The organism is Allostreptomyces psammosilenae, from assembly GCF_013407765.1.
GTDB classification, from domain to species: Bacteria; Actinomycetota; Actinomycetes; order Streptomycetales; family Streptomycetaceae; genus Allostreptomyces; species Allostreptomyces psammosilenae.
In genome coordinates this window covers 349,567-374,786 of sequence record NZ_JACBZD010000001.1, presented here as the reverse complement: position 1 = coordinate 374,786, position 25,220 = coordinate 349,567, and the positions used below count along the sequence as shown (strand labels likewise).

The following is a 25,220-nucleotide window of genomic DNA, read 5'->3' as shown; positions in this document are numbered from 1 at the left end:
AATGAGAGGTCATCGGTCGGCGGACCGAGGCCGCCGCCCCCGAAGGAAAACCTACGCCACCGGTGGGCGGCTGCCGAAGAGGGGCCTCGACCACACCGGGCCCACGCCGGGCGGGCCGCCGGCCCTGCGGCCACCGGTCGTCGCTCCCCACGGGCCGTCCGCCGGGCGTGCGACAGTGGAGCCCATGAGTCACGAACCACGGGCCGGGCGGCTGGTCGCCTGGGGGAACGCACTGCTGGCGGGGGCCACCTCTCCGGACGAGGCCGTCGCGGCGATCACGGGGGGCGACGAGCCGCACCGGGTGGTGGTGGACGAGTCGGTGACCGGTCGGGAGTGGCCGGGCGGCTCGGCGCGGGAGGAGGGGCCGATGGCGCTGTCCATCGCCCTGGGGCGGTTGCGGGCGGCGGGCGTGACCGGGCTGATGCTGGCGCTGCCCTCGCCGGGGCACCCGCTGGGGCTGACCGGGCCGCCGGAGTTCAACCGGCGGGCGCTGGAGGCCGGTCAGGCCGTCCTGGCGGTGGGGGGTCCGGCGGTGGGGCTGGTGCCGGAGGTGACCGTGCACGGTCCCGGCGCGGCGGGCGCCGAGGGGGCCTTCGCGGCGAGCGGCACGGCCGCGGTGCCGGCCGGTCCGGACCGCGCGGTGCGGGTGCTGTGGCGCCTGCTGCCGGTGCGGCCGGGCTTCCCCGCCTCGGTGCCCTCGCTGCGGGAGGCGCAGCGCCGGATCAACGGGGCGCTGCACGAGGCCACCGAGCGGCTCGGGGCGCTTGACGTGGCCTCGGTCGGCGGGGCCGCGGAGGCGGTCGCGGAGCTGCGGGACGCCTTCCGCGGGGTGTCCGGCGCTCCCGGCTACCCGCCGGAGGCGGTGCGGCTGCTGGAGCTGTCGCTGCGCCTGGAGGCGACGGCGGAGCTGGCGCTGCGGGTGGAGTCGGCGGCGGTGAACGCGGCGGAGGCGGCGGAGCGCGAGCGGATCCTGCTGCCGCTGCGGTCGATCGCGCGGGAGGGTCAGGTGGCGGCCTACAACGCCCCGGTGGAGGAGCGGGCCCGGCGGGGCTGAGCGGGCACCGGCCGCGCTGACGGCGACGGGGCCTGGTGGGGAGCGCTCGGCGCTTCCCACCAGGCCCCGTCGCCGTTCGGCCGCCGGGCGGGGGCGTCACACTCCGCCGTAGGAGTGCAGCCCCTCGAAGAAGATGTTGACCAGGTAGTAGTTGAAGACGAAGCAGGCGAAGCCCACCAGCGAGATCACGGCGGCCCGGCGGCCCTTCCAGCCGGCGGTGGCGCGGGCGTGCAGGTAGGCGGCGTAGGCGACCCAGGTGATGAAGGACCAGGTCTCCTTGGGGTCCCAGCCCCAGTAGCGGCCCCAGGCGCTCTCCGCCCAGACGGCGCCCACGACGATGGCGAAGGTCCACAGCGGGAAGATCACCGCGTTGACCCGGTAGGCCGTGCGGTCCAGGGTGGCGGCGGAGGGCAGCCGGTCGAGCAGGCGTCCGCCGCGGCCCAGGGGGGCGCCGGCGGCGGCGCGCCGTTCCCGGGCGTCCTTGAAGAGGTAGAGGACCGAGGCGATGGCGCCGATGTGGAAGGCGGCGAACGAGGCGGTCGCCGAGGCCACGTGGATCCAGATCCAGTAGGAGTCCAGGGCGGGCACCAGCTGGTCGGACTCGGTGTAGAGCACGGTGACCGCGACGCCGAGGGTGGCGATCAGCGGCACCATCACGAAGAGGCCGAGCCAGCGCTGGCGGAACCGGAAGAGCATCACCAGGTAGGCGACGACCAGCATCAGCGCCACGGCCGTGGAGAACTCGTACATGTTGCCCCAGGGGGCGCGCCGCACGGACAGGCCGCGGCTGAGCACCGCGGCGGCGTGCAGGACGAAGCCGAGCAGGGTGAGCGAGACGGCGATCCGCCCGTACCGGTCGGCCTGGGGGTCGCCGCCGGCCACGTCGCCCTGGTCGGCGACGAGGTCGCCGTCCCGGGGGCCGGTCGGGCGGGCGCCGTCCCTGCCGCGGCCGGTGAGGCGCTCGGCGGGGCCGGGCCGTGCCGGGGCGCCGGGGCGGGCGCCCACCCCCGCGCCGACGAGTTCGCGTTCCGGCGCCGGGGCGGTGGTGCGCGCCGAGTGCACGGCCACCCTGCCCCGGCTGCCGAAGGCCCACTCCGCGCAGTAGGCGAAGAACGCCAGCATGTACACGGCGATCGCCGAGTACATGAACAGATTGCTCAGCTGTGCCAGGGTCTCGTTGGCCACCGCTCTCGTTTCCTTCCCATGCCACCGCCGGTGCCGTGGGTCGGGCTGGCGGCCCGCCACCCGACGGCGTCGGCCAGCGTAACGCGGCCGTCCCGCCGTACTTCGCCCGCCCCCCTGATGTCAAGGCGGGATAAACCCGCCCGCCCTCCGTTCCGTGTGGTCACCACGGCGGGGAGGGCGGGCGGGGTGCGGCGGGCGGCGGCGCGGGGTCAGCGCGAGCGCATGACCTCCGGCTCGTGGCGGCGGAGCATCCGCACCACCACGAAGCCGCAGACGGCGGCGATGACCAGGAGCACGGTCACGTCCAGGAACCAGATCCCGGCGCTGTGCTCCCACAGCGGGTCGGGGCCGTTCTCGCTCGGCGGGCGCAGGGCCGACATGTCGATGGTGGCCGACTGCGCGGCGACCGCCCAGCGGGCCGGGGCGAGCCAGGCGAGCTGCTCGATGCCCGGGCGGTCGTGCAGCTCGATGATCACGCCGGCGAAGATCACCTGGACGATCGCCACCAGCACCAGCAGCGGCATGGTGCGCTCGCTGGTCTCCACCAGCGCCGAGATGACCAGGCCGAGCATCATCGAGGTGAACGACAGCAGCACCACGACCAGCAGGATCTCCAGGTAGGGCTGGGACGGCAGCACCAGCCCCTCCTCCGGCATGTCGCGGCCGATCAGGCCGACCACGCCGAGCAGCACCGCCTGCACCGCGGTGATCAGGCCGAGCACCAGCACCTTGGACATCATGTAGGCCGACCGGGACAGGCCGGTGGCGCGTTCCCGCTGGTAGATGACGCGTTCCTTGACCAGTTCGCGTACCGAGTTGGCCGCGCCGGTGAAGCAGGTGCCGATGGCGAGCACCAGCAGCACGTAGATGGCGTCGATGTTGTTCCGGCCCTCGGGCGCCGGGGCCAGGCCGTAGTCGGCGGGGATGGCCAGGCTGAGCACGCCCATCACCAGCGGCAGGGCGACGGTGAGGGCGAGGAACCCGCGGTCGGCGGCGATCACCGCGAAGTAGCGGCGCACCAGGGTGCCCAGCTGGGAGCCCCAGCTCTGCGGCTTGGGCGGCACGACCTGCTGGCCCATGCCGATGCCGTGGTTCTGCGGGGCGACCGACTCCAGGTCGGCCGAGTAGACCTGGTAGTGCTCGGAGCCGCGGTAGCGGCCGGCCCAGTCGTAGTCCGGGTACCTGTCGAAGTCCTGGAAGACGTCGGCCCAGTCGTCGTGCCCGAAGAACGGCAGGGCGTCCTGCGGCGGGCCGAAGTAGGCCACCTTGCCGCCGGGCGCCATCACCAGCAGGTGGTCGCAGATGTCGAGGTTGGCCACCGAGTGGGTCACCACGGCGATGGTGCGGCCGTCGTCGGCCAGCGACCGCAGCATCTCCATGACCTGCTTGTCCAGGCCCGGGTCGAGGCCGGACGTGGGCTCGTCGAGGAAGATCAGCGAGGGCTTGGTGAGCAGCTCCAGGGCCACCGAGACGCGCTTGCGCTGGCCGCCGGAGAGGGCGGTGATCTTGTTGTCGGCGCGGTGGGCCAGGCCCAGCTCGTTGAGGACCTCCTCCACCCGGCGGTTGCGCTCGGCGGCGTCGGTGTCGCCGGGGAAGCGCAGCTTGGCCGCGTAGCGCAGGGCGGTGCGGACGGTCAGCTGGGAGTGCAGGATGTCGTCCTGCGGGACCAGGCCGATGCGGGACCGCAGCTCGGCGTAGTCGCGGTAGAGGTTGCGGCCGTCGTAGAGGACGTCGCCCTGGTCGGCGGGGCGGTTGCCGGTGAGGGCCCGCAGCAGGGTGGACTTGCCGGAGCCCGAGGGGCCGATCACCGCGACCAGGGAGCGCTGCGGAACGCCGAAGGTGACGCCCTCCAGGAGGTTCTTCGGCTGGCCGCGGTGCTTGACGGTGACGGTCAGGCCGCGCGCGCTGAAGCTGACCTCGCCGGTGTCGACGAACTCCTCCAGGCGGTTGCCGACCAGCCGGAAGGAGGAGTGGCCGACGGCCAGGGTGTCGTTGGGCCCGAGCTTCGCCCGCTGGACCGGCTGGCCGTTGACGTAGGTGCCGTTGTGGCTGCCGAGGTCGACGATCTCGTAGCCGTCCGCGAGGGCGCGCAGCTCGGCGTGGTAGCGGGAGACCGACAGGTCGGCGACGACCAGGTCGTTGTCCAGGGCGCGGCCGATCCGGGTGGGCCGGCCACCGGCCAGGTCGCGGATGATCGTCTGCCGGCCGCCGGCGGGGCCGCCCTGGGCGGGGATGCCGCCGCCCGGCCCCTGCGGGTACTGGCCCGGCTGCGGGTACCCGCCCTGCTGCGGGCCGCCCTGGGGGTACGGTGCGCCCTGGGGGTACGCGGTGCCCTGCGGCTGCTGCTGGCCGGGCACCTGGTAGCCGGCCTGCTGCGCCATGGCGGGCGTGCCGTGCAGGGGGGTGCGGCCGGGCTGGTAGTAGGAGGTCTGCGCCCCGTGCAGGTCGGCGCCCGCGCCGGCGCCGCCGCCGGCCGGGGTGGCCGGCTGGGGGGCGCCGTCGGTGAAGCGCAGCCGCGGCCCGTCCTGGGCGTTGCCGAGGCGGACCTCGACGCCGGGCAGGGCCCGCACGTGGGCCTGGCGGGTGCCGCCCTGCCAGATGCCGTTGGTGCTGTTCTGGTCCTGGAGCCACCAGACGCCGCCGTCGTGGGTCAGTGAGGCGTGGTTCCAGGAGATCCGGTCGTCGGTGAGCACCACGTCGGCCTGGGGGTTCCGCCCCAGCCAATATGTTCTGTTCGGGTCAAGTGTCCATGTCTGCCCGTTGATGTCCAGCACCAGTTGCGGCACTTCGCCCTGCCCCACCTCGGTCGTCCCTGCGAGCCCCCCGTGTCGGGGCGTCAAGGGTGGTCGAAACTCGATTGCGCAGACTATTCCAGCAGGCCCGGCCGGAGGTGAAGTCGGGTCGTCGGCGGATCAGCGGGTCTGATACGGGTCTGATACGCGACCGGGACGTAAGTTCGGAACGCGGCCGTCGGGACGGTAGCGTGGGGAACCGTGTCTGCACTCCCCACCGCACCCGCCGCCCCCGCGCCGGCCCCCCGCACCCTTCTGATCAAGGTCTTCGGCAAGGACAGGCCCGGCATCACCGCGGGCCTGTTCGCCACGCTCGCCCCGTACGGGGTGGAGGTCGTCGACATCGAGCAGGTGGTCACCCGCGGGCGCATCGTGCTGTGCGCCCTGGTGACCGCGCCGCGCGACGGCGACGCGGCGGCCGAGGGCGAGCTCCGGGCCACCGTGCACCGGTGGGCGGACCCGCTGGACCTGACCACGGAGATCCTCTCCGGCAGCGGGGACAACTCCCCGCGCGGCTCCGGCCGCTCCCACGTGACCGTGCTCGGACACCCGCTGCGGGCCGAGGCGGTCTCCGCGCTGGCCGCCCGGATCGCGGACGGCGGCGGCAACATCGACCGCATCTTCCGGCTGGCCAAGTACCCGGTGACCGCCGTGGAGCTGGCCGTCTCCGGCATCGACACCGAGGTGCTGCGCCGGGAGCTGGCCGTGCGGGCGGCCTCGCTCGGGGTGGACGTCGCGGTGGTGCCGTCCGGGCTGCACCGGCGGGCCAAGCGCCTGGTGGTGATGGACGTGGACTCCACGCTGATCCAGGACGAGGTCATCGAGCTGTTCGCGGCGCACGCCGGGTGCCTGCCCGAGGTGGCCAGGGTCACCGAGGCGGCGATGCGCGGGGAGCTGGACTTCGCGCAGTCGCTGCGCGCCCGGGTGGCGCTGCTGGAGGGGCTGGACGCCAGCGTGGTGGCCAAGGTCCGCGAGGAGGTGCGGCTCACCCCGGGGGCGCGCACCCTGGTCCGCACCCTCAAGCGGCTGGGCTACCAGGTCGGGATCGTCTCCGGCGGTTTCACCCAGGTCACCGACCACCTGGTGCGGGAGCTGGGACTGGACTTCGCCGCCGCCAACACCCTGGAGGAGGTGGACGGGCGGTTCACCGGCCGGGTGGTCGGGGAGATAGTGGACCGGCCGGGCAAGGCCCGGATGCTCGCCCGCTTCGCCGAGCAGGCCGGGGTGCCGCTGTCGCAGACGGTGGCCATCGGCGACGGCGCCAACGACCTGGACATGCTGGCGGCGGCGGGCCTGGGCGTGGCCTTCAACGCCAAGCCGGTGGTGCGCGAGGCCGCGCACACCGCGGTGAACGTGCCCTTCCTGGACACCGTGCTCTTCCTGCTGGGGATCACCCGCGAGGAGGTCGAGGCGGCCGACACCGCCGAGTGACGCCCGCGCCGGGGCGGCGCTCCCCGGCGGGTCGGCGTGCCCGCGGCGGGCGTGCGGGAGGGACCGACGCCCCTCCCGCACGGCCGCGGACGGGCGTCAGGCGGGCTCGGCCGGGGCGTTCAGGCCGACCAGGGTGGCCGAGTGCGGGGCGAGCGAGGCCCATTCACCGGTGAACGCCAGGATGGCGACGGCGCTGGTCGGGAAGCCGGCCCGGGCGTGCGCCCGCAGCTCCTCGTCGACCTCGTCGCTGAGCAGGGTGGTGACCAGCTCGTGCATGCCGGGGTTGTGGCCGATCAGGGCGAGGCCGCCGACCTCGGGCGGGGTGTCGGCGAGGAGCGCCATCAGATCGGCGAGAGAGGCCTCGTACAGGCGGTCCTCGTAGCGGGTGCGGGGCCGGGTGGGCAGCTCGTGGGCCACCAGCTTCCAGGTCTCCCGGGTGCGCACGGACGAGGAGCACAGGGCGAGGTCGGGGATGATGCCGGTCTCCGCGAGCCAGCGCCCGGCCGCCGTGGCCTCGCGGCGTCCGCGGTCCGCCAACGGGCGCTCGTGGTCGGGCACGGCGGGCCAGTCCGCCTTGGCGTGCCTGAGGACGATGATCCTGCGGGGCGTGTCGACACTCATGAGTGCAGCTTCCCAGAAAACGCGGATCCGTGCCGGTGAACGGCCCGGCCGCGCCCGCGACGCCGCGGGCCGGTGGCGCCGTCCGGTCGCCGTCCCGGCCGGGACGGCGGCCCGGCGCCGGCTCAGCCCACCAGGCGCAGCGCGGCGCGCAGTTCCTCCGGCAGGGCGTCCACCGCGAGGTCCACGGCGGCCTCCCGCAGCCGGTGGGCCAGCTGCAACGGCGCCGGGCCCACCTGCAGGATCGACTGGCCGCCCAGCGCCCCGGGCTCGCCCGTCCCCTCGGCGACGGTGGCGCCCCCGGCCCCGGCCGCGAACAGCACCACCGTGAAGGCGGCCAGCGCCACGCCCACCGGCGCCACCGTGCGGCGCAGCACCGGTCGCCCGCCGCCGGCCCGCTCGCCGCCGACCGGCGGCTCCTCGCCGCCCGGGGCCCCCACACCGCTCGGCCGACCCGCCTGCTCCATCGTCGTTCCCTCCCCCTGCGCCAGCGCCTCGGCTGGACGCCCCTGCCTCGGGCCCGCCGGCGCTCCCGGCGGCGTCCCCCTCCACCGTAGTGGGCCGGCGACCCCGGCACCCTGCGGAAAACCCCCGTATCCACCCTGATGTGTCCCTGGGAATTCCTCGGGTTCCCTGGGAGACGGCCCCCGCACGCGGCCGCGGGCGGCACCCGGAGGGAACCGGGTGCCGCCCGCTGGCGTGGCGGGGGTGCGGTCAGGCACCGACGGCGTGCAGCCCGCCGTCCACGTGGATGATCTCGCCGGTGGTCTTCGGGAACCAGTCGGACAGCAGCGCGACGACGCCGCGGGCGGCCGGCTCCGGGTCGGACAGGTCCCAGCCGAGCGGGGCGCGCTCGTCCCAGACGCCCTCGAACTTGTCGAAGCCCGGGATGGACTTGGCGGCCATGGTCTTCACCGGGCCGGCGGAGATCAGGTTGACCCGGATGTTCTGGTCGCCCAGGTACTTGGCCAGGTAGCGGGAGGTGGCCTCCAGGCCCGCCTTGGCCACGCCCATCCAGTCGTAGCCCGGCCAGGCCACCTGCGCGTCGAAGTCCATGCCCACGATGGAGCCGCCGTCCCGCATCAGCGGCAGGGTGGCCATGGCCAGCGACTTCAGCGAGTAGGCGGAGACGTGGACGGCGGTGGAGACGTCCGCGTACGAGGTGTTGAGGAAGTTGCCGCCGAGGGCGTCCTGCGGGCCGAAGGCGATGGAGTGGACGACGCCGTCCAGGCCGTCCACGTGCTGGCGCACGTTCTCCGCCAGCGAGGCCAGGTGCTCCTCGTTCTGCACGTCCAGCTCGATCACCGGCGCGGGCTTGGGCAGCCGCGCGGCGATGCGGTTGACCAGGCTGACCCGGCCGAAGCCGGTGAGGACGACCTCCGCGCCCTGCTCCTGGGCGAGCTTGGCGACGTGGAAGGCGAAGGAGGAGTCGGTGATGACCCCGGTGACCAGGATGCGCTTGCCGTTGAGGATTCCAGACATTGCCTCAGTGACCCATGCCCAATCCGCCGTCTACGGGAATGACGGCTCCGGTGATGTACGAGGCGTCGTCGGAGCTGAGGAAGCGCACCACCTTGGCGATCTCCTCGGGGTCTCCGATGCGCCCCAGCGGGATGTTGGCGAAAAGTTCCTGCCGGCGCTCCTCGGAGACCGCCAAGGTCATCGCGGTCTCGACCCAGCCCGGGGCGACCACGTTGACGGTGATCCCGCGGGAACCGAGCTCACGGGCCAGGGAGCGGCCGAAGCCGATCAGCCCGGCCTTGGAGGCGGCGTAGTTGACCTGCCCCGCCGAACCCATCATCGCGACGACGGAGGAGATCATCAGGATGCGGCCCTTGCGAGCGCGCAGCATGCCCCGGGTGGCGCGCTTGACGACGCGGAAGGTGCCGGTGAGGTTGGTGTCCACCACGTTCGTGAACTCCTCCTCGGTCATCCGCAGCAGGAGCTGGTCCCCGGTCACTCCCGCGTTGGCCACCAGCACCTCCACGGGGCCGTGGGCGTCCTCGACCTCCTTGAAGGCCGCGTCGACCTGCGCGGCGTCGGTGATGTCGCACTTGACGGCGAAGAGCCCCTCGGGAGCCTCGCCGGAACGGCTGGTGACGGCCACCTTGTCTCCAGCCTCCGCGAAGGCGCGAGCGATGGCCAGGCCAATGCCGCGGTTGCCTCCGGTGACGAGAACCGAGCGGCTCATCGGACCACCTCTTCTCTCCAGGGATATGTCATTCGAGGGGCCGCGGACGGTTCACCGCGGACGTCCCGACCGGTGCGGAACGCCCACGGGAGGTCCCGCACGGGCCTGCGGCGGCCTGCCGGCCGCCGCGCACGTCCAAACACGAACACGAGCGCCGCCGCCGGACCGGGGCCGACCGGGGGGACGGGCGGCGGTCGGCGACGCCATAACGGACAGTATCTTCCTACTGATCGGTAACCGGGATCGTCGCAGTACATCGAGCACCCCACCGACGTTGTGGGGTTCGGACAACGCCCCCGGCCGCCCCCGCGTGCCGCGCCGCCACGCCCGCCCCGCCGCGCGCCGCCCGGCGCCGGGCCGGGCCCCCCGTCATGACCGGGCTATCTTCTGGTGGTGGCGGATGACCTCCTCGATGATGAAGCCGAGGAACTTCTCCGCGAACTCCGGATCGAGCTTGGCGGTGACCGCCAGGTCACGCAGCCGCGCTATCTGCCGGCGCTCCCGCTCCGGATCGGCCGGCGGCAGGGCGTGCTCGGCCTTGAGGTGCCCGACCTCCTGGGTGTGCTTGAACCGCTCGGCGAGCAGGTGCACCAGCGCCGCGTCGATGTTGTCGATGCTGTCCCGCAGCCCCTCCAGCCGCGCGCGCACCGCCGGATCCAGCCCGCTCCCGCCGGGCTGCGTCCCGGCCTCGTCACGGCTCACGGCTTCCTCCGACACTGCGGGCACTCCCGTCCCTCGTCCTCGGTCCCGCGGCGCCGGTGCGCCGCGCTCGACCATGACCACGACCAGGGATTCTAGGGCGGGCCGGGCGGCGCCGCGCCCGCGGGCGCCGGCGGCCGGCGACCGGCGACCGGCGCCGCGGAAGTCGTCCACAGGCCGCGCAGTGACTTCCCCACGGCCGCCCGCGGTGGTGGAGAATCGACGGTGATCATCCGGAGCCCTCCAGGAGGAGCCATGTCCCACCCGCTGGATCCGTCGTTCCTGGCGCTTCCGCTGCGCACGCTCGGCGACGCGGCCCTCTCCCGCGCCACCGCACTCGGCGCCACGCACGCCGACTTCCGCCTGGAGCGCATCCGCAGCGCGGACCTCCACCTGCGCGACGCCCGGGTCTCCGGCTCCTCCGACACCGTCCAACTCGGCCTGGCCGTGCGGGTGCTGGTGGACGGCGCCTGGGGCTTCGCCTCCGACGACGAACTGAGCCCCGAGGCCGCCGCCCGCACCGCCGAGCGGGCCGTGGCGGTCGCCCGCCTCTTCGCCGGGGTCACCGCCGCCGCCGGCACCACCGACCGGGTGGAACTGGCGCCCGAGCCCGCCTACCCCGACGAGACCTGGGTCTCCTCCTACGAGACCAACCCGTTCGACGTGCCCGAGGAGGAGCGCACCGCGCTGCTCGCCGAGCACAGCGCCCGCCTGCTGGCCGCCCCGGGCGTGGCCCACGTGACCGCCTCCCTGCTGGCCGTCCAGGAGAACAAGTTCTACGCCGACACCGCCGGCACGGTCACCACCCAGCAGCGGATCCGGCTCAACCCCGAGTTCACCGCCGTCGCGGTGGACACCGACTCCGGCGCCTTCGAGACCATGCGCACCCTGGCGCCACCGGTCGGCCGCGGCTGGGAGTACCTCGCCCGGCCCGGCGGCCTCGCCCCCGTGTGGGACTGGGACGGCGAACTCGCCGCGCTGCCCGAGCACCTCGCCGAGAAGATGGCCGCGCCCTCCGTGCGGGCCGGCCGCTACGACCTGGTGATCGACCCCTCCAACCTGTGGCTGACCATCCACGAGTCCATCGGCCACGCCACCGAACTCGACCGCGCCCTCGGCTACGAGGCCGCCTACGCCGGCACCTCCTTCGCCACCCTGGACAAGCTCGGCAAGCTCCAGTACGGCTCGGAGCTGATGAACGTCACCGGCGACCGCACCGTCGAACACGGCCTCGCCACCATCGGCTTCGACGACGAGGGCGTCGCCGCCCAGTCCTGGGAGCTGATCACCTCCGGCCTGCTGGTCGGCTACCAGCTCGACCGCCAGATGGCCCGCAAGGAGGGCTTCGGCCGCTCCAACGGCTGCGCCTTCGCCGACTCCCCGGCCAGCGTGCCGGTCCAGCGGATGCCCAACGTCTCCCTCGCCCCCTCCCCGCTCGGCCCCTCCACGGAGGGCCTGATCGCCGGCGTGGAGGACGGCCTGTACATCGTCGGCGACCGCTCCTGGAGCATCGACATGCAGCGCTACAACTTCCAGTTCACCGGGCAGCGGGCCTACCGCATCCGCTCCGGGAAGCTCGCCGGCCAGGTCCGCGACTTCGCCTACCAGGCCACCACCACCGACTTCTGGGGGGCGATGGAGGCGGTCGGCGGGCCGCACACCTACGTGCTCGGCGGCGCCTTCAACTGCGGCAAGGCCCAGCCCGGCCAGGTCGCCGCGGTCAGCCACGGCTGCCCCTCGGCGCTCTTCCGCGGGGTGCGCGTGCTCAACACCGTCGAGGAGGGGTCCTGACGGCGCCGGCGGCCGGCCCGGCCGCCCCGCCTCCGCTCCCCGCACCCCACGCCGTCATCGCCGCCGCGGCGGGCACAGCCACCGCGGTCACCGCTCCAGCCCGGGAGGCCCTCCGTTGAGCAGCACCACCGGCACCACCACCGGTCCCGCCGCGTCCCGCACCGCCCCGCACCTGCTGGTGGAACGCGCCCTGGAGCTGTCCCGGGCGGACGGCTGCGTCGTCCTGGTCGAGGAGAGCTCCACGGCCAACCTGCGCTGGGCCGGCAACGCCCTGACCACCGGCGGCACCACCCGGGGGCGGACGGTCCGGGTGATCGCCACCGTCGACGGGGCCGAGGGCACCGCCGCCGGCGTGGTCGCCCGGGAGGCCGTCACCACCGACGAACTCCAGTCCCTGGTGCGCGCCGCCGAGCAGGCCGCCCGGGCCGCCTCCCCGGCCGAGGACGCCCGCCCCCTCGTCGACGCCACCGCCGCCTCCCCCGACTTCGACGCCGAGCCGGCCGGCACCTCCGCCGACGTCTTCGGCTCCTTCGCCCCGGCCCTCGGCGAGGCCTTCCGCCGCGCCCGGGCGACCGGGCAACTGCTCTACGGCTTCGCCCACCACCGGGTGACCACCACCTACCTCGGCTCCTCCACCGGCCTGCGGCTGCGCCACGACCAGCCCACCGGAACCCTGGAGGTGAACGCCAAGTCGGCCGACCTGGTCCGCTCGGCCTGGCACGGCGTCTCCACCCGGGACTTCGCCGACGTCGACCTGCCGGCCATCCACGGCCACCTCGACGAGCGGCTCGGCTGGGCCGAACGGCGCCTGGAACTGCCCGCCGGCCGCTACGAGACCATCCTGCCGCCCAGCGCGGTGGCCGACCTGATGGTCTACCTGATGTGGTCCGCCGGCGCGCGGGACGCCGCGGAGGGCCGCTCCGTCTTCAGCCGCCCCGGCGGCGGCACCCGGGTCGGCGAGCGGCTGACCGACGTGCCGCTGACGCTGCGCAGCGACCCGCTGGCGGCCGGCCTGGAGTGCGCGCCGTTCGTGATCACCGGGTCCTCGGGGGACGACGAGTCGGTCTTCGACAACGGCCTGCCGGTGGGCGCCACCGAGTGGATCTCCGAGGGCGTGCTGTCCTCCCTGGTCTCCAGCCGGCACAGCGCCGAGGCCGCCGGCCTGCCGGTGCACCCCTCCGCGGACAACCTGCTGCTGGAGGTCCCGGCCGGCTCGCGCACCGGCAACGGCGACCTCGCCCAGCTGATCGGCAGCACCGAGCGCGGCCTGCTGCTGACCTGCCTGTGGTACATCCGCGAGGTGGACCCGGCGACGCTGCTGCTCACCGGGCTCACCCGGGACGGCGTGTACCTCGTGGAGGGCGGCGAGGTGGTCGGGGCGGTGAACAACTTCCGGTTCAACGAGTCCCCGGTGGCGCTGCTCGGCCGGATCAGCGGCGCGGGCCGGACGGAGCGCACCCTGCCCCGCGAGTGGTGCGACTGGTTCACCCGGGCGGCGATGCCGGCGCTGCGGGTGGACGGCTTCAACATGTCCTCGGTCAGCCAGGCGTCCTGAGGTGACGGGCGCGGTGGGCGGGGCGGAGGCGACGGAGCCGGGGCGGGGCGGGCGTGCCGGGGAGCCGAAGCGGACGGTGCGGGTCTCCAAGCTCCTGGCGCGGATCCTGCGGCACGACCCGGGATCGGTCGGCCTCCGGCTGGACCCGGCGGGCTGGGTGGAGGTCGGGGAACTGCTCGCGGCGCTGCGCGCCCACGGCACCCGGCTCAGCCGCGAGGAACTGGACCACGTGGTGGCCACCAACGACAAGCGGCGGTTCGCCTACTCCGAGGACGGCCTGCGCATCCGGGCCAGCCAGGGCCACTCGGTCGCCGTGGAGCTGGGCTACGCGCCGGCCCGGCCGCCGGCGGTGCTCTTCCACGGCACGGCGACCCGTTCCCTGCCGGCCATATGGCGCGAGGGCCTGCTGCCCATGCGCCGGCAGCACGTGCACCTGTCCGCCGACCGGGAGACCGCCGAGCGGGTCGGCGCCCGGCACGGGCGGCCCGTGGTGCTGCTGGTGGACGCGGCCGCGCTGACGGCGGACGGGCGCCCGTTCTGGCTGAGCGCCAACGGGGTGTGGCTCACCGACCGGGTGCCGCCGCACCACCTGCGGCCGGCGCCCGGGGACGACCCGCCGCGGGGCTGAGCAGGGCCGTCCGCTCCCCGGGCGCGCGGGAGCGGGGAGGGCCGCTCCGGCCCGCGGACCCCCGGCGTACGGTGGAGGGAGCGCGGCGGGCGAGCGGCGTTCGACGTGGACGTTTCGGGTGCACGGGTGGAGGCGGAGGACCATGTTCAGGAGGAAGCCGGCCGGGGAGGTGCACCGGATCACCGGCGCGCGGGCCGGCCTGACCGAGGACGTGCACGGGCGGGAGCGCCGCTACCTCATCTCGATGCTGATCCGCACCGCCTGCGTGGTGGCGACCGCCCTGCTGTGGAACGTCTCGCTCCCCCTCGCCCTGGTCGCGCTGCTCGGCGGCACGGTGCTGCCGTACGTTGCCGTGGTGATCGCCAACGGCGGGCGGGAGAGCGCCCCGGGGCTGCCGGAGGCCGTCGTGGACGCCTCCGCCACGCACGCGCTCGAAGCCGCTGACCAGCCCGAATCCGAGCCGGAGCGGGAGGCGCCGGCGGCCGGCGGGGAGACCGCGCCGCAGGGCACCTGGCGGGACTCCGAGGGCCATCTGGTGGTCCCCGCGGAGCAGTGGGAACGAATCACTTCCGAACGCGATCGGTGAGCAAGCGAACACGGAGAGAAAACCTCAGAAAAACCTCAACCGATTCCCGACGCGGTCCCGCGCACCGGCGTTCGGCCGTGCAATACTGCGGTATCGCTTCGTATCCCCCGTCGGAGCGACCAGGACGCCGGGCGGCATCCCCCGTGGCCGCCCGGCGTCGTCATGTTCCGGCAGCCCTAGGCTGGTGTCGCCCCACCCCTCGACGCGTGAAGGTACGACCCAGCATGGCCACCGACTCCCCCACCCCCGGCTCCGCACCCGGGCCGCTTCCCGGACTCTTCGGCGGCGCCCCCACGACCGACGGCGGCCGGCCGGTGTGCTCCGCCAAGGGCTGCCGCGTCGCGGCCGTGTGGGTGCTGGCCTGGAACAACCCCAAGCTGCACACGCCGGAGCGGCGCAAGACCTGGCTGGCGTGCGAGGCGCACCGCGAGCAGCTGAGCCGGTTCCTCGACGTCCGTTCCTTCCTCAAGGACGTGGTGACGCTCGAGGACTGGGAACGCGCCCACCCCGCCGAGGGCGAGGGCGGCGCCCCGAGCTGACCCGGTGCGGCCGGCCCCGGCGGTCAGCCGCCGATGGCGGACATCGGGCGGCTGGGCTGGAGGAACTCCGGGTCGTCGATGCCGGCGCCGGGCTTCTTGCCCCACATCGCCGCCCGCCACAGCTCGGCGATCCGCGCGTCGGACTCCCCGGAGCGCAGGGCGTGGCGCAGGTCCGTCTCCTCCCGGGCGAACAGGCAGTTGCGCACCTGCCCGTCCGCGGTCAGCCGGGTGCGGTCGCAGGCCCGGCAGAACGGCCGCGTCACGGTGGCGATGACGCCGACCGTGGCGGGGCCGCCGTCCACGATCCAGCGCTCGGCCGGGGCGGAGCCGCGCGCGGACTCCGGCTCGGGCTCCAGGGTGAAGTGCTCGCGCAGCGAGGCCAGGATCTCGCCCGCGGTGACCATCTCCGCGCGGTCCCAGCCGTGCTGGGCGTCCAGCGGCATCTGCTCGATGAACCTCAGCTGGTAGCCGCCGCGCAGGCTCCAACGCAGCAGCGCGGGGGCGTCCCGGTCGTTGACGCCCCGCATCAGCACGCTGTTGATCTTCACCGGGGTCAGCCCGGCGTCCCGGGCCGCCTCGATCCCGGCGAGCACGTCGTCGAGCCGGCGACGCCGGGTGAGCCGGTGGAAGGTGTCCGGGTCCAGGGTGTCCAGCGAGACGTTCACCCGGTCCAGGCCGGCCTCCCGCAGCGCCTCGGCGGTGCGGGCCAGCCCGATGCCGTTGGTGGTCAGCGACAGCTGCGGACGGGGCCGCAGCCGGGCCGCCTCCGCCACGATGCCGACCAGTCCCGGGCGCAGCAGCGGCTCCCCGCCGGTGAAGCGGATCTCGGTGACGCCGAGTTCGCCGACGGCGATGCGCAGCAGCCGGAGGATCTCCTCGTCGGTGAGCAGGTCGGACCGCCCCAGCCAGGACAGGCCCTCCTCCGGCATGCAGTAGGTGCAGCGCAGGTTGCAGCGGTCGGTCAGCGAGACGCGCAGGTCGGTGGCGACCCGGTTGTAGCGGTCGAGGAGAACGGTCCCCACCTCCACGGCGTTGGGCACCGCGCCCGTCCGCCGGGCGGGCGCCGGTGTTCGTCGCCCACTGGGGGCGGCCTGGTGGCCGCGCGGCCGTCCGGACGCGCGGCCACCAGCGTACGCATGTGCGGACATCCTGCCACGCAGCCCGGGTAACGAGCCGTGAGCGATCGCATTGCGGCGATGTTGGAGATTCCTCCACACCCCGCGGGCGCCGTCGTGAGGTGGGGCGAAACGGGACGAGACGGCCTCCGGCCGGCGGGGTGTCCCCCGCCGGCCGGACGCGCGCGCGGCGCCGCCGGTGGCCGCGGCCGTGGAGCGCCGGGCCGCCGCCGCGGGTCAGTGCGCCCCGGCGCCGGTGAGCGAGCGCACCTCCATCTCCGAGTACTTGGCCTCCGCCTCGTCGTCCCTGCCCAGCAGCGTGCCGACCAGGCCGAGCAGGAAGCCGAGCGGGATGGAGACGATGCCCGGGTTCTCCAGCGGGAACCAGGCGAAGTCCATCCCCGGGATCAGCGCGGTCTCCTTGCCGGAGACCACCGGGGAGAACACCACCAGCAGCACCGAGGAGGCCAGACCGCCGTAGATGCTGAACACCGCCCCGCGGGTGTTGAAGCGCTTCCAGAACAGGCTGTACAGCAGCGTGGGCAGGTTCGCCGAGGCGGCGACCGCGAAGGCCAGGGCCACCAGCGCCGCCGCGTTCAGCCGTCCGGCGAAGATGGACAGCACGATCGCCACGGCCCCGATGGCCACGGCGGCCAGCTTGGCGGCGAGCACCTCCTCGCGCTCCCCCGCCTTGCCGCGGCGGATCACGTTGGCCCACAGGTCGTGGGCGAAGGAGGCCGACGAGGCCAGGGTGAGCCCGGCGACCACGGCGAGGATGGTGGCGAAGGCCACCGCCGAGATGACGGCGAGCAGGACCGCGCCGCCGGTGGATCCGACGCCGCCGCCCACCTCCTGGGCGAGCAGCGGGGCCGCGGTGTTGCCGGCCGCGTTGGACTCGGTGATGGTCTCCGGGCCGACCAGGGCCGCGGCCCCGAAGCCCAGCGCGATCGTCATCAGGTAGAAGGCGCCGATGATGCCGATCGCCCAGAGCACCGAGGTGCGGGCGGCACGGGCGGTCGGCACCGTGTAGAAGCGCACCAGGATGTGCGGCAGGCCGGCGGTGCCCAGCACCAGCGCGATGCCGAGGCTGAGGAAGTCCAGCTGCGTGGTGGCGGTGGCCCCGTAGCGCAGCCCCGGTTCCAGGAACGCGGCGCCGTGCCCGCTGGCGTCGGCCGCCTCGCTGAGCAGCCGGGAGATGTTCCAGCCGAAGCGGTTCAGCACCAGGATGGTGATCAGCAGCGTGCCGGCGATCAGCAGCACCGCCTTGACGATCTGCACCCAGGTGGTGCCCTTCATGCCGCCCACCGCGACGTACAGCACCATCAGGGCGCCGACCAGCACCACGACCAGACGCTGCGCCCCCTCGCCCTCCACGCCGAGCAGCAGCGCCACCAGCGTGCCCGCGCCGACCATCTGCGCGAGCAGGTAGAAGATCGACACGATGATGGTGGAGGTGCCGGCGGCGGTGCGCACCGGCCGCTGGCGCATCCGGAAGGCCAGCACGTCGGCCATGGTGAACCGGCCGGAGTTGCGCAGCGGTTCGGCGACCAGCAGCAGGGCCACCAGCCAGGCGACCAGGAAGCCGATGGAGTACAGGAAGCCGTCGTAGCCGAACAGGGCGATGGCGCCGGCGATGCCCAGGAAGGACGCCGCGGACATGTAGTCACCCGAGATGGCCAGGCCGTTCTGGAAGCCGGAGAAGGAGCGCCCGCCGGCGTAGAAGTCGGTGGCGTCCTTGGTCTGCCGGGCGGCCCAGATGGTGATGCCCAGGGTGGCCGCCACGAAGACGGCGAACAGGGTGATGATCAGGCCGCGGTGCTCGCCGGCGTCCTCGGTGGTGGCGGCCGAGAGCAGGACGACGGCGTCCGGCAGCGCGGCCGGGTGGAGCGGGGCGACGGAACTCATCGGGCGTCCTCCTCGGGTCGTGCGGCGAGGTGCGCCTCGACCTCGGCGCGGATCCGGTCCGCGTCGCCGTCCAGCCGCCGGGCCGCGAACGACCGGTACACCCAGGCGATGGCGAAGGTGCTGACGAACTGGGCGATGCCGAGCACGAAGGCGATGTTGATGCTGCCGACCACGGTGGTGCCCATGAAGCCGGGCGCGTAGTTGGACAGCAGGACGTAGAGCAGGTACCAGAGGACGAACGCGATCGTCATGGGGAAGACGAACGAACGGTGGGTACGGCGCAGCCGGTGGAAGTCGGGCGAGGCGGCGACGCGGTCGTAGTACGCGCGCTGGTCCACCTCGCTGGTGCGGTTCGCGGTGCTGTGGTCCACTCGTTGGCCTCCTTCAGGAGTTCGAGGTGGCGTGACCGGGCGGCGCGCACGCGCCCCGCCGAAGTGGTGCGGATCACACGCGGCTGCATCGTAGGGGTTGTGACGGTGTTCCGACAGGGGGCGCCCGTCCGCCACCGAGGTTCACCCGCGCGAGGGCTTACGCGGCCGGCACCAACACCCTGACCAGGCGGGCTCGTTCGGCAGGATGCGCGACAGGCGGTCGGGTCCGGCCGGATCCGGCCATGGCGAGGTGACGGGAGGGGCGCGTGTGAACAGGGAATCGACCGGTGCCCGGCGCGGCGACGGCAAACGGCCGTTCGGCATGGTCGCGCTGGAGGGTGACGTGACGCGGCGGGCCGCGGCCCGCGGCACGGACGGCGGCGGGGACGGCGGAGCCGGCGGCGCGGCGGCACCCGGCGGGCGGCGCGTGGCCGGCCCCGGCGCAGAACCGATTCGTCCACGCCCCGGCGCACACCCCGTCAGACCCCGCCCCGGACTGCCGACCGGGTCCGACTACGGCCCCGCCGTGCACATCCCGGTGCTGGTGCTGGACGCCCGCGGACGCCCGCTGTGAGGGCGCCGTCGTCCACGCCTCGTAGGCTGGTGCACCGTGCACGCCCCCGACTTCCCCGCCCCCGCCCCCGCCCCGACGACCGCGGCCCCGCCCGAACGCCCGACGGGCGGGGCCACGGGGGCGGCGGACCGGCGCGCCCCGCACCCGCCGGGCACCCCGGCCCCGGCCACCACGCCGGGCACGGCGGCACCTGACGAAACGGAAGACCCAGCGGTGGACGAGGTCCCGGAGGTCTGGCCGGCGCACTACCCCGACGGCTACGCGGTCGTGGACGTGGAGACCACCGGGCTGGCGCGCACCGACCGCATCGTGTCCGTCGGCGTCTACCGCGTGGACGCCCGGGGCCGGATGCTCGACGAGTGGTACACCCTGGTCAACCCCGAGCGCGACCCCGGACCGGTGTGGATCCACGGCCTGACCAGCCGTGTGCTCGCCGACGCGCCGCGCTTCCCGGAGATCGCCGACGAACTCGCCCGCCGCCTGGAGGGCCGGGTCCTGGTCGCCCACAACGCCCAGTTCGACTGGGGCATGATCAGCCGCGAGTTCGCCCGGGCCGGCTCCGAGGCCCCGGTACGCCGCCGGCTGTGCACCATGGCGCTCTCCCGCGCCCTCGGCCTGCCCGTGGCCAGCAGCCGGCTGGACTCGCTGGCCGCCTACTGGGGCGTGGAGCAGCGCCAGGCGCACAACGCGCTGGACGACGCCCGGGTGCTCGCCGAGACCTTCCGCCCCAGCCTGCGGCTGGCCGCCCGCCGCGCCCTGCCGCTGCCGCTGCTGACCTGCCTGCCCGCCCCCGTCCCCTCGGCCGAGGAGTACCGGGCCTCCTCCGCGGCCGCCGCCCTGGGCGGCGACCGGGGCGCCGCCCGCCGCGCCACCGGCTGGCGCCGCCCGCACCGCCCCCGCCCGGCCTGCCCGTGGCGCAACCCGGGGCGGCTGCCCGAGGGAGGTCCGCTGGTGCAGGGCATGCGGGTGGCCTTCACCGGCGACACCCGCACCGACCGGGACGCCCTCGAACAGCGCGCCGAGGCCGCCGGACTGCACATCGCCACCTCGGTCAGCAGCCGCACCAGTCTGCTGGTCACCAACGACCCGGGCAGCTTCACCACCAAGGCCCGACGCGCCCGCGAACTCGGCACCCCGGTGCTCGACGAGGAGACCTTCGTCCGACTGCTGGACTCCGTCCGCCCCGGCGTCCCGGACACCTCCGCGCCGCGCCGCCTCCCCCGCCCGGCCGGCCCGCCGGCGGCGGAGACCACGCCGGCGGAATAGCGGAGCGGCGGGCGGCGAACCGCGGAGCACGGGGGGCGGTCGGCGGCCCGCGGGGCGGTCGGAGGTACCGTCGTGACGTGTACCGTTTCCTGCTCTCCCGGCGCTGGCTGGTCTTCCACCTGGTGGCCGTGCTGCTGATCCCCTCCTTCATCCAGCTGGGGATCTGGCAGTACCACCGCCACGAGCAGCGCGTCGCCCGAAACGAGCTGCTCTCCGCGAACCTGGAGGCCACCCCGCTGCCGGTCGCGGAGCTGGCCGGCGACGGCGAGGTCGCGGACGGGGAACGCTGGCGGTCGGTGACGGCCACCGGCCGGTACGACCGCGAGCACGAGGTGGTGGCCCGGCACCGCACCGACGCGGACGGCGACGTCGGCTTCTACGTGATCACCCCGCTGGTCCTCTCCGACGGCAGCGCGGTGCTGGTCAACCGCGGCTGGGTGGACAGCCCCGCCGACCCCACCGCGCACCCCGAGGTGCCGGCCGCGCCGGAGGGCGAGGTCACCGTCACCGGCCGGCTGCGGCAGTCCGAGACCCAGGCCAACAGCGGCATCCGGGACCGCAGCGGCCTGCCCGAGCGGCAGGTGATGCGGATCAACAGCGACGAGCTGGGCGCCGACCTGCCCTACCCGCTGCTCACCGGCTACGTCGAGGCCGTCAGCACCGACCCGGAGCCGGCCGAGAGCCCGGCGCCCGTCGAGGAACCCGACCACACCGGCATCGGCTCCCACTTCGCCTACGCCATCCAGTGGTGGATGTTCGCGGCCGGCGTGCCGATCGGCTGGTTCGTCCTGATCCGCCGGGAGGCCCGGGAACGCGCCGGCGGCGGACGGAACGCCGACGGCGGCCCCGCCCGCGCCCCTGGACCGCCCGCTCCCACCGGCCCGTCCCCGCGCTCCTCCGCCGGCGACTCCCCCCGGCCCACTGCTCCCGCCGAGGGACCCGCCGGCGAACCGCCGCGCCCCGCTGCCCTGTCCGCGCCGCGGGGGGATGCAGGATAGGCCCATGGATCTGGGACTGAAGGATCGGGTGTACATCGTCACCGGCGGAACCCGCGGGCTCGGTTTCGCCACCGCGCGCGCACTGGTCGCCGACGGTGCCCGGGTGGTGGTCAGCGGCCGCACCGAGGAGGCCGCGCAGAAGGCCGCGACCGAACTGGGCGGCGGCCCGACGGCCATCGGCGTCGCCGCCGACAACGCCGACAGCGGCAGCGCCGAACGCCTGGTCGCCACCGCCGTGGGCCGCTTCGAACGCCTGGACGGCGTGCTGATCAGCGTCGGCGGCCCACCCGCGGGCGCCCTCACCGCCGTCGAGGACGACCAGTGGCGGGACGCCTTCGAATCCGTCTTCCTGGGCGCCGTCCGGCTGGCCCGCTCGGCCGCCGAGGTGCTCGGCGAGGGCGGCGTCATCGGCTTCGTGCTCTCCGGATCGGCGCGCCAACCGATCCCCGGGCTGGCCATCTCCAACGGCCTCCGCCCCGGACTGGCCATGGCCGCCAAGACCCTCGCCGACGAGCTCGGCCCGCGCGGCATCCGGGTGATCGGCCTGCTGCCCGGACGCATCGACACCGACCGGGTGCGTGAACTCGACGCCACCACCGGCGACGCCACGGCGGCCCGGGAACAGAACTCCGCCGGGATCCCGCTGCGCCGCTACGGCGCGCCGGAGGAGTTCGGGCGGGTCGCCGCCTTCCTGCTCTCCCCCGCCGCCTCCTACGTGACCGGCACCATGATCCCGATCGACGGCGGGCTGCTGCGCAGCCCCTGAGCCGCACGCGCCGGTGATCCGCCGCGACGTGGGCGCGGGGCCGCGCGGCGCGGCCCCGCGCCCACCCCCACCGCCGGCCCGGCCAGCCGGTCCACCCGCACCACCGGCCCGGCCAGCCGGTCCACCCGCACCACCGGCCCGGCTAGCCGGCGTCCACCCGCGTCGAGGACGGCTCGGCCACCCGCAGGCGCACGTCCGCCGGCAGTTCGGCCAGTCCCACCGACTCCCGGGCGTGGCGCAACGGCCCGTCGGCCAGCGCCGCCAGGACCCGGACCGGATCCGCCTCCGGCCGCAGGGTCAGCAGCACCCGCACCCGTGGCCGGGCCGGGGTGCCGAAGAGCGCGGCCCGCGCCCGCCACACCCCCGGCAGCAGCTCCGCCTCGTCGGCGACCGCGTGGGCCAGCGCCCGCCCGCGCAGTTGGACGCCGTCCTCGCCCGGCCCCGCGCCCGGCACGCTGATCCGGGCCGGGCGGCGCCGTTTCAGCTGGGCGACCAGCCACCACAGGGCCAGCAGGACGCCGGCGCCGAGCGCCGTGAAGATCACCGGCCACCACCAGCCCGCCGCCTCCAGGTGGGCCCGCGTCTCCCGGGGGAACGGCACGGCGTCCGGGCCCCGCCACGGCAGCCAGGAGGGCGGGCGCACGCCCCAGCGGCCGGCGGGATCGACGGCGGCCAGCAGGGCGGCGCCGCCGCCCGCCACGAGAAGCAGGCCGATCAGCGCCAGCACCACCCGGTTCACGACGTTCCGCACCTGGTCCTCCCCCTTCCTGGATCTCTCCTCGGCTCCGTCTCACCCACCGCCGTGCCACGCCTCAGCTCCGGTCGGCCACCGTGGGCGGGCCTTCGGCCACGCCGCGCCCCGGCCGGACCGCGACGCGGACGCGCGGCGGCCGGGCCGGACCCAGCCGCACCAGCTCCTCGGCGACCAGCGCGGTGACGTCCTCCCGCACGGCGGCGGGGCGGCGCGCACACGCCTCCGCCTCGGCCCGCACCCACCGCCGGCGCGCCCGCACCCGCGCGGTCCCGACGCCCGGCACCCGCCGCACCCGCTCCCCCAGCACCGCCTCCAGGCCCCGCCGCTCCACCAGCACGCGCACCCCCGCCCCGGGCGGGCGGACCGGCAGCAGCCGGCGCATCCCCGGGGTGAGCGCCAGCACCACCAGCCACAGGCCGAGCAGCACGGCGAGGGCGGCGGCCAGCAGCACCGCCGGGTCGTCCATCCGTCGACCGGCCAGTTCCTCGGTGAGCCAGCGACGCCAGGCGGCCTCCGGGCGGCCGACGCGCACCGCCGCGAGGTCGTAGAGCAGCAGCGCGGACCCGGCGAGCAGCACCGAGGCGAGCAGCGCGGACGGCAGGCGGCGGGCGGACCAGGGCCGACGGGCCGCTCCGGGTTGGCCGGTCTCGCCGGTCTCGCCGGGTCGGTGGTCGGCCGGGGCGCCGTCGAACGGTCCATCGCCGGGTGGTTCGTCGTCGATCGGCAGCGGCGGGGCGTGGCCGAGGTCGTCGCCGTAGGGAACCCCGTGGGCGTACTCCTCCCCCTCCCGCCGGGCCGGCGGAGCCCACGGGCGGGGGGTGGACGGCGGCTCGCCCGCGCCACCGTCGACGGTTCCGGCCCCGTATGGGGGCGGGGGCGCCGCCCCGGCGGGCGGGCCGGCGGGCGGGCCGGGGTGGGGTGTCGCCAGGCCGCCGAAATCCGCCGGATCCAGGCAGGGGCGGGGCAGCGGCCGGGTCGGTGGCCCCTCCGCGCCCGTCCCACCAGCGGTTCCGGCAGGGGCGGCTGCCCCGGCACGGCCCACGCGGCCCTCGTCGCGGGTCATCGCACCCTCCCACTGCGGAGGCGCGGCGGAGGAGTCGGGCACAGACGGTCGATGATCAGCACCACCTCGTGGATCTCCAACCCGGTCAGTGAGCCGGTGCGGCGGGCGACCTCCTCGCGGAGCACCCGGGCCGTGCCGGGGATGTCCGTCGGGTAGGGCAGGTCCACCCGCAGGACGATCCGGGCCCCGCCGTCCGCCACCACCACCGACGCCCGCGGCTTCCCGGGGCCCGGACCGCCCACCCCGATCCGACCGGGCCGGCGTCCGGGAGACAACGAGCGCGCCAGCACCGCACGGGCGACCTCCGCCGCCGTCCTCGCCACCACGCGGTCGGCGACGTGGACGCTCCCGCGTTCCCCCGCAGGTGGCCGAGCCGGGCGAGTGGTGCTGGCCGGGCCGGTGGGATTCGTGCGACCGGTGGGTGTGGGCTGGCCGGCGGGTGTGGGCTGGCCGGCGGGGGTGACGGTGCCGGCGGGAGCGGGTCGGGCGTCCATCAGCGTCGCCGGTCCCGACCCGACAGCAGTTCGCCGAGGTCGACGTCTCCGCGCAGCAGCCACCCGGCCGCGAACCCGACCGCTCCGAGCGCGGCCACCAGCAGGAACGCGGCGAAGCCACCGAAGTAGGCCGCGAAACCCAGTGCCATGCCGGCCACCATGCCCACCCCCGGCGCGCTCACGCCCGCCCTCCCAGGGACCTCGAGGGCACCGGCGAAGCGTCCCCGTGGACGACTCGCGCCGGGGCGGAGGTCAGGAGGGCCGCGCGTCCGTCACTCACCGCGCCCGCCGCCCCGTCTCCGGCCCGTCCGCCCCGCTGCTCGTGTGCGGCCCGTTCGGTGGGGTCGCGTCGGCCGCGTCGGGGTCGTCCGGTTCGTCGGGCAGCCGCACGTCGCTCACGGTGATGTTCACCTCGACGACCGCCAGGCCGGTCGCCGACTCGACGGCGTGCACGACGCCCCTGCGCACCTCGTCGCAGACGTCGGGGATCGGCGCGCCGAACTCCACGACCAGGTCGAGGTCGATGGCCGTCTCGGTCTCGCCGACTTCCACACCCACGCCGGCCCCCGCGCTGGCCCGGCCGCTCGGCACGCGCTGCCGCACCGCGCCGATGGCCCGTGCCATGCCGCTGCCCAGGGAGTGGACGCCGGGGATCTCGCGCACGGCTGTCTCGGCGATCTTGGCCACCACACCGTCGGCGATCTGGGTGCGTCCCCGAGACGCCGGGTCGCCCGCCGGGGGCGGCGCGGCAGCCCGGCCGGGTTCGGCCTCCCCGCCGAACGGGGCGTTCTGCGTGGTCATGCCGCCGCTCCCTGGATCCGGTCCGCCCGGGCCGCCTGGACACA

At 75.2% G+C, this 25,220-nt stretch carries 26 protein-coding genes; 11 read left to right on the top strand and 15 right to left on the bottom strand.

Translation table 11 applies throughout. The features are described 5' to 3' along the window. Positions 1-184: 184 nt before the first annotated feature. Positions 185-1,054 (top strand): Rv1486c family protein, encoded by an 870-nt coding sequence (locus tag FHU37_RS01430; RefSeq protein ID WP_179812402.1) that lies wholly within the window; start codon positions 185-187, stop codon positions 1,052-1,054. Between the two features lie 96 nt (positions 1,055-1,150). Here the strand turns inward: FHU37_RS01430 and ccsB are convergent, their stop codons facing one another. Continuing rightward, positions 1,151-2,200 carry a c-type cytochrome biogenesis protein CcsB gene (ccsB, locus tag FHU37_RS01425; protein ID WP_179815949.1) on the bottom strand — a complete coding sequence of 350 codons (1,050 nt, stop codon included), beginning with the start codon at positions 2,198-2,200 and terminating at the stop codon, positions 1,151-1,153. Between the two features lie 248 nt (positions 2,201-2,448). Beyond that, a complete protein-coding gene (locus FHU37_RS01420; RefSeq protein WP_312892370.1) occupies positions 2,449-5,040 on the bottom strand; it encodes an ABC transporter ATP-binding protein/permease in 2,592 nt (863 codons plus the stop codon). 192 nt (positions 5,041-5,232) lie between these two features. Between FHU37_RS01420 and serB the strand changes: the two genes are divergently transcribed. Next, a complete protein-coding gene (gene serB, locus FHU37_RS01415; protein ID WP_179812401.1) occupies positions 5,233-6,462 on the top strand; it encodes a phosphoserine phosphatase SerB in 1,230 nt (409 codons plus the stop codon). A gap of 96 nt (positions 6,463-6,558) precedes the next feature. Here the strand turns inward: serB and FHU37_RS01410 are convergent, their stop codons facing one another. The 5 genes from FHU37_RS01410 to FHU37_RS01390 form a co-directional block, all read right to left on the bottom strand. Next, positions 6,559-7,083 carry a SixA phosphatase family protein gene (locus tag FHU37_RS01410; RefSeq protein WP_179812400.1) on the bottom strand — a complete coding sequence of 175 codons (525 nt, stop codon included), beginning with the start codon at positions 7,081-7,083 and terminating at the stop codon, positions 6,559-6,561. 122 nt (positions 7,084-7,205) lie between these two features. Beyond that, complete coding sequence (locus FHU37_RS01405) at positions 7,206-7,547, bottom strand: hypothetical protein (protein WP_179812399.1); 342 nt, start codon at positions 7,545-7,547, stop codon at positions 7,206-7,208. Between the two features lie 247 nt (positions 7,548-7,794). Continuing rightward, entirely contained in the window at positions 7,795-8,562 is a 768-nt protein-coding gene (gene fabI / locus FHU37_RS01400; protein ID WP_179812398.1) for an enoyl-ACP reductase FabI, read from the bottom strand. Positions 8,563-8,566: 4 nt separating this feature from the next. Continuing rightward, positions 8,567-9,271, bottom strand: coding sequence for a 3-oxoacyl-[acyl-carrier-protein] reductase (fabG, locus tag FHU37_RS01395; RefSeq protein WP_179812397.1), 705 nt, complete (start codon positions 9,269-9,271; stop codon positions 8,567-8,569). A 369-nt stretch (positions 9,272-9,640) separates the two neighbouring features. Next, positions 9,641-9,973 carry a chorismate mutase gene (locus FHU37_RS01390; protein WP_312892369.1) on the bottom strand — a complete coding sequence of 111 codons (333 nt, stop codon included), beginning with the start codon at positions 9,971-9,973 and terminating at the stop codon, positions 9,641-9,643. Positions 9,974-10,225: 252 nt separating this feature from the next. Between FHU37_RS01390 and FHU37_RS01385 the strand changes: the two genes are divergently transcribed. The 5 genes from FHU37_RS01385 (at position 10,226) to FHU37_RS27650 (ending at position 15,069) form a co-directional block, all read left to right on the top strand. Further along, positions 10,226-11,761 carry a TldD/PmbA family protein gene (locus tag FHU37_RS01385; protein WP_179812396.1) on the top strand — a complete coding sequence of 512 codons (1,536 nt, stop codon included), beginning with the start codon at positions 10,226-10,228 and terminating at the stop codon, positions 11,759-11,761. Between the two features lie 115 nt (positions 11,762-11,876). Beyond that, positions 11,877-13,316, top strand: a complete 1,440-nt coding sequence (locus FHU37_RS01380) for a metallopeptidase TldD-related protein (RefSeq protein WP_179812395.1) — start codon at positions 11,877-11,879, stop codon at positions 13,314-13,316. Between the two features lies 1 nt (position 13,317). Continuing rightward, positions 13,318-13,944 (top strand): RNA 2'-phosphotransferase, encoded by a 627-nt coding sequence (locus FHU37_RS01375; protein WP_312892368.1) that lies wholly within the window; start codon positions 13,318-13,320, stop codon positions 13,942-13,944. Positions 13,945-14,086: 142 nt separating this feature from the next. Then, entirely contained in the window at positions 14,087-14,530 is a 444-nt protein-coding gene (locus FHU37_RS01370) for a DUF3099 domain-containing protein (protein WP_179812394.1), read from the top strand. 224 nt (positions 14,531-14,754) lie between these two features. Continuing rightward, entirely contained in the window at positions 14,755-15,069 is a 315-nt protein-coding gene (locus FHU37_RS27650) for a hypothetical protein (RefSeq protein WP_246449523.1), read from the top strand. A 23-nt stretch (positions 15,070-15,092) separates the two neighbouring features. Here FHU37_RS27650 and moaA read toward each other — a convergent pair whose 3' ends face one another. The 3 genes from moaA to FHU37_RS27645 form a co-directional block, all read right to left on the bottom strand. Next, positions 15,093-16,109, bottom strand: a complete 1,017-nt coding sequence (moaA, locus tag FHU37_RS01360) for a GTP 3',8-cyclase MoaA (protein ID WP_312892367.1) — start codon at positions 16,107-16,109, stop codon at positions 15,093-15,095. Positions 16,110-16,421: 312 nt separating this feature from the next. Continuing rightward, on the bottom strand, positions 16,422-18,089 hold the full coding sequence (locus FHU37_RS01355; RefSeq protein WP_179812392.1) for a monocarboxylic acid transporter: 1,668 nt from the start codon (positions 18,087-18,089) through the stop codon (positions 16,422-16,424). Continuing rightward, complete coding sequence (locus FHU37_RS27645; RefSeq protein ID WP_376774006.1) at positions 18,086-18,427, bottom strand: DUF485 domain-containing protein; 342 nt, start codon at positions 18,425-18,427, stop codon at positions 18,086-18,088. The genes FHU37_RS01355 and FHU37_RS27645 overlap by 4 nt, the downstream gene beginning before the upstream one ends. Positions 18,428-18,728: 301 nt before the next feature. Between FHU37_RS27645 and FHU37_RS01345 the strand changes: the two genes are divergently transcribed. The 4 genes from FHU37_RS01345 (at position 18,729) to FHU37_RS01330 (ending at position 22,064) form a co-directional block, all read left to right on the top strand. After that, positions 18,729-19,034 (top strand): hypothetical protein, encoded by a 306-nt coding sequence (locus FHU37_RS01345; protein WP_179812390.1) that lies wholly within the window; start codon positions 18,729-18,731, stop codon positions 19,032-19,034. Between the two features lie 213 nt (positions 19,035-19,247). Continuing rightward, the gene (locus tag FHU37_RS01340) at positions 19,248-20,300 is read left to right on the top strand and encodes a DEDDh family exonuclease (protein ID WP_312892366.1); all 1,053 of its coding nucleotides are present in this window, start codon (positions 19,248-19,250) and stop codon (positions 20,298-20,300) included. 77 nt (positions 20,301-20,377) lie between these two features. Then, on the top strand, positions 20,378-21,298 hold the full coding sequence (locus FHU37_RS01335) for an SURF1 family cytochrome oxidase biogenesis protein (RefSeq protein WP_179812388.1): 921 nt from the start codon (positions 20,378-20,380) through the stop codon (positions 21,296-21,298). Between the two features lie 4 nt (positions 21,299-21,302). Continuing rightward, positions 21,303-22,064 (top strand): SDR family oxidoreductase, encoded by a 762-nt coding sequence (locus FHU37_RS01330; RefSeq protein ID WP_179812387.1) that lies wholly within the window; start codon positions 21,303-21,305, stop codon positions 22,062-22,064. A gap of 142 nt (positions 22,065-22,206) precedes the next feature. Here FHU37_RS01330 and FHU37_RS01325 read toward each other — a convergent pair whose 3' ends face one another. The 5 genes from FHU37_RS01325 to FHU37_RS01305 all read right to left on the bottom strand — a co-directional run bounded on the left by FHU37_RS01325 (position 22,207) and on the right by FHU37_RS01305 (position 25,176). Next, positions 22,207-22,815: an Asp23/Gls24 family envelope stress response protein gene (locus tag FHU37_RS01325; protein ID WP_179812386.1), complete on the bottom strand. Its 609-nt coding sequence runs from the start codon at positions 22,813-22,815 to the stop codon at positions 22,207-22,209. A gap of 61 nt (positions 22,816-22,876) precedes the next feature. Further along, a complete protein-coding gene (locus FHU37_RS01320) occupies positions 22,877-23,881 on the bottom strand; it encodes a DUF6286 domain-containing protein (RefSeq protein WP_179812385.1) in 1,005 nt (334 codons plus the stop codon). Next, on the bottom strand, positions 23,878-24,375 hold the full coding sequence (locus tag FHU37_RS01315; RefSeq protein WP_179812384.1) for an Asp23/Gls24 family envelope stress response protein: 498 nt from the start codon (positions 24,373-24,375) through the stop codon (positions 23,878-23,880). The genes FHU37_RS01320 and FHU37_RS01315 overlap by 4 nt, the downstream gene beginning before the upstream one ends. Beyond that, positions 24,375-24,557, bottom strand: coding sequence for a hypothetical protein (locus tag FHU37_RS01310; protein WP_179812383.1), 183 nt, complete (start codon positions 24,555-24,557; stop codon positions 24,375-24,377). Before FHU37_RS01310 ends, FHU37_RS01315 begins: the two co-directional genes overlap by 1 nt. Positions 24,558-24,651: 94 nt before the next feature. Next, complete coding sequence (locus FHU37_RS01305) at positions 24,652-25,176, bottom strand: Asp23/Gls24 family envelope stress response protein (protein ID WP_179812382.1); 525 nt, start codon at positions 25,174-25,176, stop codon at positions 24,652-24,654. Positions 25,177-25,220: the final 44 nt, after the last annotated feature.

Coding starts and splice junctions, on each gene's coding strand:
- FHU37_RS01320 (WP_179812385.1), bottom strand. CDS start 23,881: ATGACCCGCGACGAGGGCCGCGTGGGCCGTGCCGGGGCAGCCGCCCCT.
- FHU37_RS01355 (WP_179812392.1), bottom strand. CDS start 18,089: ATGAGTTCCGTCGCCCCGCTCCACCCGGCCGCGCTGCCGGACGCCGTC.
- fabI (WP_179812398.1), bottom strand. CDS start 8,562: ATGTCTGGAATCCTCAACGGCAAGCGCATCCTGGTCACCGGGGTCATC.
- FHU37_RS01410 (WP_179812400.1), bottom strand. CDS start 7,083: ATGAGTGTCGACACGCCCCGCAGGATCATCGTCCTCAGGCACGCCAAG.
- FHU37_RS01405 (WP_179812399.1), bottom strand. CDS start 7,547: ATGGAGCAGGCGGGTCGGCCGAGCGGTGTGGGGGCCCCGGGCGGCGAG.
- ccsB (WP_179815949.1), bottom strand. CDS start 2,200: ATGTACTCGGCGATCGCCGTGTACATGCTGGCGTTCTTCGCCTACTGC.
- FHU37_RS01430 (WP_179812402.1), top strand. CDS start 185: ATGAGTCACGAACCACGGGCCGGGCGGCTGGTCGCCTGGGGGAACGCA.
- FHU37_RS01315 (WP_179812384.1), bottom strand. CDS start 24,375: ATGGACGCCCGACCCGCTCCCGCCGGCACCGTCACCCCCGCCGGCCAG.
- FHU37_RS01385 (WP_179812396.1), top strand. CDS start 10,226: ATGTCCCACCCGCTGGATCCGTCGTTCCTGGCGCTTCCGCTGCGCACG.
- FHU37_RS27650 (WP_246449523.1), top strand. CDS start 14,755: ATGGCCACCGACTCCCCCACCCCCGGCTCCGCACCCGGGCCGCTTCCC.
- FHU37_RS01370 (WP_179812394.1), top strand. CDS start 14,087: ATGTTCAGGAGGAAGCCGGCCGGGGAGGTGCACCGGATCACCGGCGCG.
- FHU37_RS01330 (WP_179812387.1), top strand. CDS start 21,303: ATGGATCTGGGACTGAAGGATCGGGTGTACATCGTCACCGGCGGAACC.
- FHU37_RS01305 (WP_179812382.1), bottom strand. CDS start 25,176: ATGACCACGCAGAACGCCCCGTTCGGCGGGGAGGCCGAACCCGGCCGG.
- fabG (WP_179812397.1), bottom strand. CDS start 9,271: ATGAGCCGCTCGGTTCTCGTCACCGGAGGCAACCGCGGCATTGGCCTG.